The 12,654-nt window shown below is 74.0% G+C and carries 11 protein-coding genes; 7 read left to right on the top strand and 4 right to left on the bottom strand.

Features of this window, described 5'->3' with window-relative positions; all coding sequences use genetic code 11:
- Nucleotides 1-33: 33 nt before the first annotated feature.
- The 4 genes from L3X23_RS06125 to L3X23_RS06110 are packed head-to-tail and all read left to right on the top strand — an operon-like array spanning nt 34 to nt 5,218.
- Nucleotides 34-1,140: a polyprenyl synthetase family protein gene (locus L3X23_RS06125; RefSeq protein WP_237191143.1), complete on the top strand. Its 1,107-nt coding sequence runs from the start codon at nt 34-36 to the stop codon at nt 1,138-1,140.
- Nucleotides 1,137-2,651, top strand: a complete 1,515-nt coding sequence (gene crtI / locus L3X23_RS06120; RefSeq protein WP_237191142.1) for a phytoene desaturase family protein — start codon at nt 1,137-1,139, stop codon at nt 2,649-2,651. The genes L3X23_RS06125 and crtI overlap by 4 nt, the downstream gene beginning before the upstream one ends.
- 43 nt (nt 2,652-2,694) lie before the next feature.
- Nucleotides 2,695-4,302 carry a polyprenol phosphomannose-dependent alpha 1,6 mannosyltransferase MptB gene (gene mptB, locus L3X23_RS06115; protein ID WP_237191141.1) on the top strand — a complete coding sequence of 536 codons (1,608 nt, stop codon included), beginning with the start codon at nt 2,695-2,697 and terminating at the stop codon, nt 4,300-4,302.
- Nucleotides 4,292-5,218, top strand: coding sequence for a phytoene/squalene synthase family protein (locus tag L3X23_RS06110; protein ID WP_237191140.1), 927 nt, complete (start codon nt 4,292-4,294; stop codon nt 5,216-5,218). The genes mptB and L3X23_RS06110 overlap by 11 nt, the downstream gene beginning before the upstream one ends.
- 54 nt (nt 5,219-5,272) lie before the next feature.
- Here L3X23_RS06110 and L3X23_RS06105 read toward each other — a convergent pair whose 3' ends face one another.
- Nucleotides 5,273-5,626, bottom strand: a complete 354-nt coding sequence (locus L3X23_RS06105; protein ID WP_374204819.1) for an Rv2175c family DNA-binding protein — start codon at nt 5,624-5,626, stop codon at nt 5,273-5,275.
- Nucleotides 5,627-5,690: 64 nt separating this feature from the next.
- On the opposite strand from L3X23_RS06105, the gene pknB reads away from it, so the two are divergent.
- The gene (pknB, locus tag L3X23_RS06100; RefSeq protein WP_237191138.1) at nt 5,691-7,469 is read left to right on the top strand and encodes a Stk1 family PASTA domain-containing Ser/Thr kinase; all 1,779 of its coding nucleotides are present in this window, start codon (nt 5,691-5,693) and stop codon (nt 7,467-7,469) included.
- 97 nt (nt 7,470-7,566) lie between these two features.
- On the opposite strand, the gene L3X23_RS06095 is transcribed toward pknB, so the two are convergent.
- Together L3X23_RS06095 and L3X23_RS06090 are read right to left on the bottom strand one after the other, a co-directional pair.
- Nucleotides 7,567-8,952, bottom strand: a complete 1,386-nt coding sequence (locus L3X23_RS06095) for a class II 3-deoxy-7-phosphoheptulonate synthase (protein WP_237191137.1) — start codon at nt 8,950-8,952, stop codon at nt 7,567-7,569.
- An 88-nt stretch (nt 8,953-9,040) separates the two neighbouring features.
- Nucleotides 9,041-9,529 carry a polyadenylate-specific 3'-exoribonuclease AS gene (locus tag L3X23_RS06090; protein WP_093075704.1) on the bottom strand — a complete coding sequence of 163 codons (489 nt, stop codon included), beginning with the start codon at nt 9,527-9,529 and terminating at the stop codon, nt 9,041-9,043.
- 120 nt (nt 9,530-9,649) lie between these two features.
- Here L3X23_RS06090 and L3X23_RS06085 point away from each other — a divergent pair, with 120 nt between their 5' ends.
- Entirely contained in the window at nt 9,650-10,951 is a 1,302-nt protein-coding gene (locus L3X23_RS06085) for a sugar ABC transporter substrate-binding protein (protein WP_237191136.1), read from the top strand.
- 429 nt (nt 10,952-11,380) lie between these two features.
- On the opposite strand, the gene L3X23_RS06080 is transcribed toward L3X23_RS06085, so the two are convergent.
- The gene (locus L3X23_RS06080; protein WP_093075709.1) at nt 11,381-12,076 is read right to left on the bottom strand and encodes a 1-acyl-sn-glycerol-3-phosphate acyltransferase; all 696 of its coding nucleotides are present in this window, start codon (nt 12,074-12,076) and stop codon (nt 11,381-11,383) included.
- Nucleotides 12,077-12,198: 122 nt separating this feature from the next.
- On the opposite strand from L3X23_RS06080, the gene L3X23_RS06075 reads away from it, so the two are divergent.
- Entirely contained in the window at nt 12,199-12,651 is a 453-nt protein-coding gene (locus tag L3X23_RS06075) for a hypothetical protein (RefSeq protein ID WP_237191135.1), read from the top strand.
- Nucleotides 12,652-12,654 lie beyond the last annotated feature (3 nt).

Genomic DNA, 12,654 nt, shown 5'->3' with positions numbered 1-12,654 from the left:
GCCGCATCCGGATCCCGCCGATAGGCTCGCGGTGTGGTTCATCCCCCGACGCACGTCCTGCCGGAGACCGAGCCGGAGGGTTCCGTCGAGCTGCGCGAGAGTGTCGAGCGCGAGCTCGCCCGCTACCTCGCCCACCGCCGGGAGGACGCTGCGGCGATCGGCCCGGTGTTCGCCGACGCCGTCGACGCGCTGACCCGTTTCGTGCTCGGCGGGGGCAAGCGGCTGCGGCCCACCTTCGCCTGGTGGGGCTGGCGCGGCGCGGGTGGTGACCCCGAGGGCCCCGATGCGGACGGGGTGTTGCGCGCCCTCTCCGCCCTGGAGCTGATCCAGGCCTCGGCCCTGGTGCACGACGACCTGATCGACGCCTCCGCCACCCGGCGCGGCAAGCCGACCGTGCACGTCGAGTTCGCGGGCAGGCACGCGGACGGCGGCTGGTGCGGCCCGCCCGCCCGGTTCGGCGCCGCCGCCGCCATCCTGCTCGGCGACCTGGCCCTGACCTGGGCGGACGACCTGTACCGCGAGTCCGGTCTGCCCGCCGAGGTGCTCGACCGCGGCCACGAGGCCTGGCGCGGCATGCGCACCGACGTGCTCGGCGGCCAGTTCCTCGACGTGCACACCCAGGCAACCGGGGACTCCTCCCCCGCCGCCGCGTTGCGCATCGACCGGTTCAAGACGGCCGCCTACACCGTCGAGCGGCCGCTGCAGCTCGGTGCCCTGCTGGCGGGCGCGGACGAGTCGATCGTCGCGGCCTACCGCCGCTTCGGGGCGGACATCGGCGTGGCGTTCCAGCTGCGGGACGACCTGCTCGGCGTCTACGGCGACCCCACCGTCACCGGCAAGCCCGCGGGGGACGACCTGCGCGAGGGCAAGCGGACCCTGCTCGTCGCGCTGGCGTTGGAGAAGGCGGGACCGGCCGCGACCGAGATCAGGGACGCGCTCGGGGACCCGGACCTGTCCGCCGAGCGGGTCGAGCGGCTGCGGGAGCTGTTCCTGCAGCTCGGCGCCGTGCAGGCCGTCGAGCAGCGGATCGCCGCGCTGACCGGGGCCGCGCTCGACGCGCTGACCACCGCCGAGATCGCCGAGCCCGCCGCCACGACCCTGCAGGAGCTCGCCGTCCGCGCCACCCGCCGCCACCGGTGAGGACGGTCGCGGGACCGACCGACCACGTCGTCGTGGTGGGCGCGGGCCTGGCCGGGCTGACCGCGGCACTGCACCTGCTCGGCGCGGGCCGCCGGGTGACGATCGTCGAACGCGGCACCGACCCCGGCGGCCGGATGGGGCGCCTCGACCTGCCCGGCGGCTACCGGATGGACACCGGCCCCACCGTGCTGACCATGCCGGAGCTGCTCGACGAGGCGTTCCGGGCGGTCGGTGACTCCCTCGCGGCGCGCCTGGACCTGGTCCGGCTCGACCCGGCGTACCGGGCGGCCTTCGCGGACGGCTCCACGATCGACGTCCACGCCGACGCGGACGCGATGGAGGCGGAGGTCCGGAAGGTCTGCGGCCCCGAGGCCGCGGGCGGCTACCGCGACCTGCGCCGGTGGCTGACCGAGCTCTACCGCACCGAGATCGACACGTTCATCGGCGCGAACCTGGACTCGCCGCTGTCACTGCTCGGGCCCGACCTGCTGCGGCTGGCCCGGCTCGGCGGGTTCGGCAGGCTCGGCCCGCGGATCGACCGGTTCCTGCCCGACGAGCGGCTCCGGCGGATCTTCTCGTTCCAGGCGCTGTACGCGGGCGTCTCGCCCGCGAAGGCCCTCGGCGCGTACGGCGTGATCGCCTACATGGACACCATCGCGGGGGTGTACTTCCCGCGCGGCGGCATGCGCGCGGTGCCGGACGCGCTCGCCGCGGCGGCCGTCGACGCGGGCGCCGAGTTCCTGCGCGGCCGCCGCGTCACCGGCCTGACCTGGTCGAACGGTCGTGTCGACGGGGTCCGGCACGCGGCGGCCGACCCGGGCGGCTCCGACGACGGCCCCGCGACCGAGGTCCAGCCCTGCGACGCGGTCGTCCTCACCACCGACCTCCCCGAGGCCTACCGGCTCCTCGGCGGCGCACCCCGGCGGCCGGTGCCGCTGCGGTGGGCACCGAGCGCGGTCGTCGCGCACCTGGCCGTGCGGGGTCCGGTGCGGTTCGAGGGGGCGGACCTCGCGCACCACACGATCTCGTTCGGGGCGGCGTGGGAGCGGACCTTCGCCGAGATCATCGACGGCGGCAGGCTGATGAGCGACCCGTCGCTGCTGCTCACCCGGCCGACGGCGACCGACCCGTCGCTCGCCCCGCCCGGCCGCGACCTGCTGTTCCTGCTCGCCCCCTGCCCCAACCTCGACACCGGGCCGCTCGACTGGCCGCGGCTGGGCCCGGCCTATCTCGACGAGCTGCTCGGCACGCTCGCCGCCCGCGGGATCGACGTCGAGCCCGAGGCGGTGGAGCTGGTCACGCCCGCGGACTGGGCGGCGCAGGGGCTGGCCGCGGGCACCCCCTTCTCGGCGGCGCACACGTTCGCCCAGACGGGCCCGTTCCGGCCGCGCAACCTGCCCCGCAGACGGGCGAACGTCGTGCTCGCGGGCTGCGGGACCACACCGGGGGTCGGGATCCCGCCCGTCGTGCTGTCCGGACGGCTGGCGGCACAGCGCGTCACCGGATCGTGACCGGTCGGGGCTGCGGGCGAGGCCGTCGGCCCCCCGTGGCACCATGACCGGCGAGATGACCGCGCAGCCCACCCGCCCGGCAGCAGGGTCGGAGACGACCCTCCCGGAGCCCGCAGACGCCCCTGTCCTCTCCGCCCCGGCGGATCCGGCGACGGCAGGGCGACCCGGCCTGCGCGCCCGGCTCGGCAACCCGCCTCCCGGCCCGTTGTGGCTGGGCTTCGGGGCGAGCGTCCTGCTGCTGGTCGGCGGCACGGGCGGCGGCGGCACGCTCATCCACGACCCGATCCTCACGAACTCCGCGCTGGGGTTCTGGCGGTACGGGCACGGCCGGGAGCTGGCCACCGCGCTGATGTACCTGGGCGTCGTGCTCATGGCGTGGGCCTGGGTGAAGCTGGGCCGCGAGGTGCTGGCCCGGCGGGTCGGCGGGCGGGCGGTGCTCAGCACGGCCGTGCTGTGGATGCTGCCGATGCTCGTGTCGCCGCCGCTGTTCACCCGGGACCCGTACAGCTACCTGGCCCAGGGCGCGCTGCCGCTGTTCGGGTTCGACCCGTACGCGGTCGGCCCCGAGGCCATGCCGGGTGTGTTCACCGACAACGTGCACTACTTCTGGCAGGACACCCCGGCGCCGTACGGCCCGCTGTTCATCCTGGTCGCCAAGGCGTGGGCGTGGGTCACCATCCAGCTGGGCTCCAACATGATCGTCGGGATCATCGGGACCCGCCTGATCATGTGCATCGGGCTGGCCCTGCTGATCTGGACCATGCCGGAGCTCACCCGCAGGCTGGGCGGGCGGCCGTCCGTCGCGCTGTGGGTCGTGATCGCCAACCCGGTCATGGTCATCCACCTGGTCGGCGGCGCGCACAACGACCTGCTGCTCGTCGGGCTGCTGTCGGTCGGCTGCCTCGCCGCGCTGAACCGCAGGCACGTCCTGGCGATCGCGCTGGTCACGCTGGCGATGGCGACCAAGGCCTCCGCCGGTGTCGCGCTGCCGTTCATCGTGCTGATCTGGGTCGGGCACCTCGAGGGGCCGTGGTTCAGACGGCTGGTGCGCGCCGGCGCGGCGGGTGTCGCCGTGTTCCTCGCGGTCTTCACCGCCTGCTCGCTGGCCGCCCAGGTCGGGCTGGGCTGGCTGCCGGCGCTGAGCGCGCCGTCGATGATCGTCAACTGGCTGTCGATCCCCACCGGGCTCGCGCAGCTCCTGCACACCGCGCTGGCCGGCGTGGTCACGTCCTCGCCCCAGCCCTACATCAACGTGCTGCGGGTGATCGGCGGGATCGTGATGGTCGCGATCATCGCGTGGAACTGGTGGAAGGCCCGCGAGGGCGGTCCGGACGCGGTGCGCCGCGCCGGGATCGCGCTGCTCGCCGTCGCGCTGCTGTCCCCCGCCACGCTGCCCTGGTACCTGAGCTGGGGCCTGGCGATCCTGGCGATGGTCCCGTGGAGCGCCCGCGGCCTGCAGTGGCTGGTCTTCGGCTCGCTGTTCCTGATGGTCGCCTACTACCCGAGCGGCGAGACGGCCCTCTACAACTGGCCGTTCCTGATCGTCTGCGCCCTGCTCGCGGCGCTGGCCGCGCGCTCGCTGCTGCGGCCGGACCCGCTCGGCCTCAGCCGCACCGCCCGGCGGAAACCGGTCCCGGCACGTGCCGCCTGAGCTCGTCGCGGCCGGGATCACCGATCCCGCGCTGCAGCGTGCCTACCGGGCCTGTCGCGATCTCAACGCCGCCCACGGGCGCACGTACTTCCTCGCCACCCGGCTGCTCACCCCCGACCGCAGACCCGCGATCCACGCGTTGTACGGGTTCGCGCGGTACGCGGACGACATCGTGGACACCCTCGGCGCCCTCGATCCGGCCGAGGGGCTCGACGAGCTGGGGCTCGCGCTGGTGGCGGCGTTCGAGGGCGGCCCGTCGGAGGTCCCGGTGATCACCGCGGTCGCCGACACCGTGTCCCGCTACGGGATCGACCGGCGGCTGTTCGCGCCGTTCCTCACCTCGATGCGGCAGGACACCCACGTCACCTCCTACGCCACGATGGCTGAGCTCGACGAGTACATGTTCGGCTCGGCCGCGGTGATCGGGCTGCAGGTGCTGCCGGTGCTGGGCACGGTCTCGCCGGACGCCGCGGAGGCCGCCGAGCCCGCCGCCGCGCTCGGCCGGGCGTTCCAGCTCACCAACTTCCTGCGGGACGTCGGCGAGGACCTCGACCGCGGCCGGGTCTACCTGCCGCAGGACGAGCTGGGCGCCTTCGGCGTGGACCGGGACCTGCTGGTGTGGTGCCGCACCCGCCGCAGGGTCGATCCCCGCGTCCGCCGGGCGCTGGCCCACCTCGTGGCGCGCACCCGGGCGATCTACCGCCGGGCGGCGCCCGGGATCCCGATGCTGGCCCCCGAGTCCCGGGACTGCGTGCGGACCGCCTTCACCCTCTACGGCGGCATCCTCGACGAGATCGTCGCCGCGGACTACGACGTCCTGTACCGCCGGGTGCGCGTCGGGAGCGGGCGCCGCGCGGCGGTCGCCCTCCCCGGCCTGGCCCGCGCCGTCGCCGCTCGGCGCCTTCGGCGCTCGTGAGCGGTAAGTGGTGCTGCAGCACCACTTACCACGCACGGGCGCCGGAGGCGCAGATCAGAAGGCCATGGCCTGGGCGCGGCGCTTGATCTCGCGGTGGCGGCCCGCGCGGATGGCTGCGATCGGGGTTCCGGGCAGGCTCTCGTCCTCGGTGAACAGCCAGCGCAGGATGTCCTCGTCCGGGTAGCCGCCGTCTCGCAGCAGCGAGATCGTGCCGGGCAGGCCCTTCACCACGGCGTTCCCGTCCAGGAAGTCGGCGGGGATGCAGGTGGTGTCGTTGCGCCGCAGGCCCAGCAGCTGACCGTCCTTGATCAGCTGGTGGACCCGGGTTCGGGGGATCGACAGGATGACGGCGACCTCGGTCGCGGGCAGGACGGCCACGTCGTCGGACAGGGCGGGCACCTCACTCACGTGCGTCACGATGCCACAGACGGGCACGAGCGGGGAGCCGCCGGGCGGGCGGTACCGTCGAAGGGTGAACGCCCCCGCCGACTTCGCCGCGCTGCTGGACGCGCGCTACCGGGTGGGACCGGTCCTCGCACGTGGGGGGATGTCCACCGTGCACCGCGGGATGGACACCCGGCTCGACCGCCCCGTCGCGATCAAGATCATGGACCCGCGGATGGCGGCGGACCCCACGTTCCGGGCCCGCTTCGAGCGCGAGGCGCGCTCCGCGGCGCGGATCGACCACCCGAACGTCGTCGACGTGCACGACCAGGGCCGGGTCCGGGACACCCTGTTCCTCGTCATGGAGCTGGTCGAGGGCGGCACGCTGCGGGAGGTGCTGCGCCACCGCGGCGCGCTCGGGGTGCCGGTGGCCTTCGCGGTGATGGAGCCGGTGTTGGCCGGGCTCGCGCAGGCGCACGCGCTGGGCATGGTCCACCGGGACGTCAAGCCGGAGAACGTGCTGCTCGGCGCCGACGGTGCCGTCAAGGTCGCCGACTTCGGGCTGGTCACAGCGGCGGCGGAGGCCGGCGTGTCGCACGCCGGGATGATCCTCGGGACCATGGCGTACCTCTCCCCCGAGCAGGTCGCCACCGGCCAGGCGGACGCCCGCAGCGACGTCTACGCGGCGGGCATCCTGTTCTCCGAGCTGCTCACCGGCGCCCCGCCCTACACCGGGGACAACGCGCTGTCCGTGGCCTACCGCCACGTGAACGACGACGTGCCCGCCCCCTCCCGGATCGCGGGCGACGTGCCGCCCGAGCTCGACGACCTGATCCTGCGCGCCACCTCCCGCGACCCCGCCCGGCGCCCCGCGGACGCCGCCGCCTTCCGCGCCGAGCTCGTCCGGCTGCGCGCGGAGCTCGGCGTGCCGCGCGTCGCCGTCCCGCTGCCGCCCGCGCAGCCGGTCGAGGAGCAGGAGACCGAACCCGCCGTCCTGCCCGCTGCCGGCCCACGGGGCACCCGCGCGTTGACCCGCGGTGAGCTGCCGGAGGAGGAGACCGCGCGGCTCGCGCCGGTCGTCGACGACCGCCCGGACCGCACCCGTGGGCGGCACGGCACCGCCGCGGCCGCCCGCCCGGAGGCGCTACCCGACCATCGGATCGCCCGCCGCCGCAGCCGCCGGACCTTCGCGATCTGGATCGCGGTGGTGCTGGTGCTGGGCCTGCTGGTGGGCGGGGCGGCCTGGTGGCTCGGTTCGGGCCGCTGGACGGCGGTGCCGTCGGTGGTGGGCCTGGACCGGGCCGCCGCCGAGCGCCTGCTCGCGGACGCCGACCTGGCCGCCACGGTCACCGAGGAGCTGCACGACGACGTCGCGGCGGACGTCGTGGCGGGCACCGACCCCGTCGCGCAGGCCCGGCTGCTGCGCGGCGCCGCCGTGACCCTGCGGGTCTCGACGGGCAGACCGGTCGTGCCCGCGATCGGCCCGGGCACGTCCGTCGCGGACGCGGAACAGGCCGTCCGGGCCGCCCACCTCACCCCCGCGACGGGCGGCGGGGAGTTCAGCGACACCGTGCCGTCCGGCGCCGTGGTGCGCACCGACCCGGCCGCGGGGACCGCGCTGCCGGTGAACGGCACCGTCACGCTGGTGCTGAGCAAGGGTCAGGCCCCGCCGCCGCAGGTGCGCATCCCGTTCCTGATCGGCGAGGGCCGCGACCAGGCGGTGCGGGAGCTGCGCGGCCTCGGCCTGGACGTCCGGGTCGTGGAGGGCCTGCCCTTCACCCGCGACAACGCCCGGGTGGTCGGCGTGGACCCGAGCTCGGGCGACACGGTGGAACGCGGCACCACGGTCACCCTGACCGTCCTGTAACCTCCCCGCCCCCCGCCCGCGTTATGGAACCTTGATGCGCGATTGAAGCGCTTACCTGCGCATCAAGGTTCCATAATGCGGTGGTGGCAGTGCGGGGTCAGTGGCGAAGCATCTCCGCGACCAGGAAGGCCAGTTCCAGGCTCTGCTGGGTGTTGAGCCTGGGGTCGCAGGCGGTCTCGTAGCGGCCCGCGAGGTCGGTGTCGCTGATCTCCTGCGCGCCGCCCAGGCACTCGGTGACGTCCTCGCCGGTCACCTCGACGTGGATGCCGCCCGGGTGGGTGCCCAGCGCGCCGTGGACCTCGAAGAAGCCCTGCACCTCGTCGACGATCCGGTCGAAGTGGCGGGTCTTGTAGCCCGTCGTCGACTCGTGGGTGTTGCCGTGCATGGGGTCGCACTGCCAGATCACCTTGTGCCCGGAGGCGGTGACCTTCTCGACGATCGGCGGCAGCGCGTCCCGGATCCTGCCGTTGCCCATGCGGGAGATGAGCGTGAGCCGGCCCGGCTCGTTGCGCGGGTCCAGGCGCTCGACGTACTCGACGGCCTGCTCGGGCGTCGTCGTCGGGCCGATCTTGAGGCCGATCGGGTTGGCGAGCAGCTCGGCGAAGGCGATGTGCGCGCCGTCGAGCTGGCGGGTGCGCTCCCCGATCCACAGGAAGTGCGCGGAGAGGTCGTACAACGCGCCGGAGCGGTCCAGGTCCAGCCGCAGCATGGCCCGCTCGTAGTCCATGAGCAGGGCCTCGTGCGAGGCGTAGAACTCGACCTCGCGCAGGTTGTGGTCGGTGACCCCGCAGGCGTCCATGAACCGCACGGCCCGGTCGATCTCCGCGGCGACGGTCTCGTACCGCTCCCCCGCCGCGGACGTCCGCACGAAGTCCTTGTTCCAGTCGTGGACCATCGTGAGGTCGGCCATGCCGGTGGCGGTCAGCGCGCGGACCAGGTTCATCGCGGCGGAGGCGTTCGCGTAGGCCCGGATCATCCGGGACGGGTCCGGGATCCGGGACGCCTCGTTGGGCGCCAACCCGTTCACGATGTCCCCGCGGTAGGACGGCAGGCCGAGCGCGTCGACGTTCGAGCTGCGCGGCTTGGCGTACTGGCCGGCGATCCGGCCGACCTTCACCACCGGCAGCGACGCGCCGTAGGTCAGAACGACGGCCATCTGCAGCAGCGTGCGGATGGTGGCGCGGATGTGCGGCTCGGTGTTGTCGACGAACGTCTCCGCGCAGTCCCCGCCCTGCAGCAGGAACGCCTCACCGTTCGCGACCTCGGCCAGCCGGGTCTTCAGCCGGTCCACCTCGGGGGGCAGCACGACCGGCGGCACGGACTCGAGGACGGTGCGGGTGTGGGCGACCGCGGCCGGGTCTGGCCACTCCGGCTGCTGGGCGGCGGGGCGGGACAGGGCGTCGTCCAAGCGGGCCCGCAGGTCCGCGGACAGCGGGGGCAGCTCGGGCAGGACGTCCACCGGGGCGTCGACGGACCAGTTCACGAGGACCAAGGGTATTCGACCCGGCCGCGGCGCCCGACTGGCGGTCGGTCGCGTCCGACGCGCGTGTCCCGAGCGGGGGACTCGCGGGCTACGAGGTGGGGACGGCGGTCTCGATGACCTGCCAGCGGCGCAGGTTGAGGCGGGCGTCGGCGAGGGCGTCGTGCGCGTCGGACGAGGGGGGCGGGAGCGGGGGCTTGCCCGCGTCCTCCCAGCGCTGCCGCAGCTCGCGGGTGAAGCGCGGCAGGGCGCGGGGCAGCGCGGGCATGGCGCCCCACAGCTGGCACAGCGCCACGTGGTCGTACGCCGCGATCCACGCCCAGAGCTCGACCTCGCCGGGCGCGCCGGTCAGGAACTCCAGCAGGTCCCGTTTGATCGCCTCGCGCGAGCGCCAGGCCGGGTCCGCGGGCGAGGGCAGCTTGGGCAGTACGTTCGCCCGCACCCAGCGCCCCGCGCGCGCGGGGTCGAACTCGGTGGACACCGCGTAGAACTCGCGCCCGTCCTCGCCGACCACACCGATGGAGACCAGCTCGATCGTCGTGCCGTCCTCGATGAACTCGGTGTCGTAGAAGAAGCGCATGCCCACCCTTTCTCAGCACGCGACTCTACGTCGAGGGGCCGGGTGACCGCGCGTCGGGCGAAACGTTCGGGGGCCGGCGAGCGAACCAGTGGGCGACGCCCACTCCCGCGAGGATCTCCCATGCCCCGCCGCGCCCTGCTGCTCTCCCTCCTCCTCACGGTCCTGCTGGCCGCGTGCTCCGCGCCCGGGGAGACCCCGGTCACCACCGTCACGCTGCGGTTGTGGGACGACCAGGTCGCCAAGGCCTACGGCACCTCCTTCGCCGAGTTCGAGCGGCAGAACCCGGACATCCGGGTGGACCTGGACGTCGTCCCCTACGCCGACTACTTCGTCAGCCTCCCGGCGCAGCTCGAGCGCGGCCAGGGCGACGACATCTTCTGGCTCAACTCCGCCTACCTGGGCACCCTCGCGGACTCGGGCGCGCTGCTCGACATCGAGCGGGTCCTGCCGGGCCGGGCGGAGCGGTGGGTGCCCGCGGCGGTCGACCAGTACACCCGAGACGGCGGGCTGTGGGGCGTCCCGGCGCTGACCGACGGCCGGATCGTCACCTATTACAACACGGCCCTGCTGGCCCAGGCGGGCGTCGACCCCACGACCCTGACCTGGAGCCCCGACCCGGCGAAGGACACCCTGCTCCCGGCGCTGCGCCGGCTGACGGTCGACACGGCCGGGCGGCGCGCGGACGAGCCCGGGTTCGACCCGACGAACGTGGCGACCTACGGGTTCAACGCCGGCCGGGACCTGCAGGCGGTCTACTACGAGTTCATCGGCTCCAACGGCGGGCGGTTCCAGGCCGCGGACGGCACGTTCGCGTTCGCGGAGCCCCGGTCCGTCGAGGCCTTCCAGTACCTGGTGGACCTGATCAACGTCCACCACGTCGCGCCGCCCGCGGACGACACCAACGACAACGCCGACTACGCGCGGGACGCCTTCCTCGCCGGTCGGCTCGCGATCTTCCAGTCCGGCACCTACAACCTGCGCAACGTCGCGGACGGCGCCACCTTCGACTGGGCCATCGCGCCGATGGTCGCCGGGCCCGCGGGCCGGGTGTCGGTGGTGAACAGCGTGGTCGCGGCCGGCAACGCGAAGACCCCGCACCCCGAGGCCGTCGCCCGGGTGCTGGACTGGATCGGCTCCGAGCCCGGCGCGGACCCGGTCGGCGGCCGTGGCGCCGCGCTGCCCGCGGTCACCGGGTCGCAGCAGAAGTTCTTCGACTACTGGCGCGAACGCGGCGTGGAGACCGGGTACTTCGGCGCCCTCGGCGGCACGGCCACGATCGACCCGCCCACGGGCCCGCGCTTCGGCACCGGCTCCCGGGTGTTCTCCCCCATCCTGGGCGAGATCTTCGCGGGACGGCTGCCGGTGGCCGAGGGGCTGCAGCAGGCCCAGGACTCCGCGAACGCCGCGATCCGCGCCGGTTGAGGGGGCGCGGGCTGACGCTGGGCACTTGCTGACGCTGGGCACTTGCTGACGCTGGGCACTTGCTGACGCTTGGGCGGCTGCTGACGCTTGGGACGCCCAAGCACCACTCACCGACGCTTGGGCGTCCCAAGCGTCACCCGGGCCCGTCACCCAACGACGCTTGGGCGTCCCAAGCACCACCCAGCGACGCTTGGGCGTCCCAAGCATCACCCGGCCCCCTCACCCAACGATGCTTGGGCGTCCCAAGCACCACCCAGCGACGCTTGGGCGTCCCAAGCATCACCCGGCCCGCTCACCCAACGACGCTTGGGCGGCCCAAGCACCACCCAGCGACGCTTGGGCGTCCCAAGCGTCACCGGGCCAAGCGTCACCGTCCCAAGCGTCACCGGGCGGGCGGCACCGGGCCGAGCGTCACCGGGCGAGCGCCACCTACGCGGCCTTGCGCGCCTGCTCCGCCCGCTCCTTGACGCTCGCGGCGTACAGGTCGACGTAGGTCTGCCCCGACAGCTCCATCAGCGAGTACATGATCTCGTCGGTCATGGAGCGCTCGATGAACCGGTCCCCCGCCATGCCCTCGTAGCGCGAGAAGTCCAGCGGCTCACCGATCTTCACGTGCACGTGCCCGGGGCGCCACAGCGTGGAGCCGATGGGGTTGACCTTGTCCGTGCCGATCATGGCGACCGGGATGACCGGGACGTTCGCCTCCAGGGCCATCCGGGCCACCCCCGTCTTGCCCTTGTAGAGCCGCCCGTCGGGGCTGCGGGTGCCCTCCGGGTAGATCCCGAGGAGCTTGCCCTCCTTCAGCAGCCGGACGGCCGTGTCCATCGCCGCCTGCGCCGCGTTGCCCCCGGACCGGTCGATCGGCACCTGTCCGACGCCGGAGAAGAACTGCTTCTTGAGGAACCCCTTGAACCCGGGCTCGGTGAAGTACTCGCTCTTCGCCAGGAAGGTCACGCGCCGCTTGAGCTGCAGCGGCAGCAGGAACGAGTCGGCGACGGCCAGGTGGTTGCTGGCGAGAATGGCACCCCCGTGCTCGGGAACGTGCTCGATGCCCTCGATGGAGGGGCGGCAGTACATCCGGAGCAACGGGCCGATCAGGACGAACTTCGACCACCAGTACAGCACCCGTCGGGCCTCCTCACCGCGTGGGACGCCAGCCTACGGAGCCGCTCCGGGGCACGACAACAAGGGCCGACCGTGTCAGGATGGCGGTCTACGCGAGCCCCGGCGAGGAAAGGTGCGCGTGCATGGGCGACGAGCAGGATCGAGACGACCGCGCCGTCGGCTCGTTCGACGACATCGTCGCCTCCTGGAAGGCGGACGGCACCGTCCCCGAGTGGCCGGACGACCCGCCGGCGGTTCCCGCGGCGACCGAGACGATCGAGCCGCCCGCCCCGGCGGTCCGGCCCGCGCCGCCGGTCCGGCCGGGTCCGGCGGTGGACCCGCTGTCGGACCGGGACGACCACTACATCCCGCCGGAGCCCCCGCCGCTGCCGAAGCTGGGTGTCGCCGCGGCCGTCGGGTTGGTGCTGGTGGCGCTGGGGATCATCCTGATCGCCGCGCCGCAGTGGATCGGCATGTCGGGCGTGTACGGCCTGCCGCTGGGCCTGGTCGCGATCGCGGGCGGCCTGACCTGGCTGCTGATGCGTCTGTGGCAGCCGACCGCCGAGGACCCGCGGGACGACGAGGGGACCGTCTGAGCG

The sequence above is a fragment of the Pseudonocardia sp. WMMC193 genome (genome assembly GCF_021728735.1).
GTDB classification, from domain to species: Bacteria; Actinomycetota; Actinomycetes; order Mycobacteriales; family Pseudonocardiaceae; genus Pseudonocardia; species Pseudonocardia oroxyli.
The sequence above is the reverse complement of the archived record's forward strand: the minus strand, read 5'-3'. Positions and strand labels throughout refer to the sequence as shown.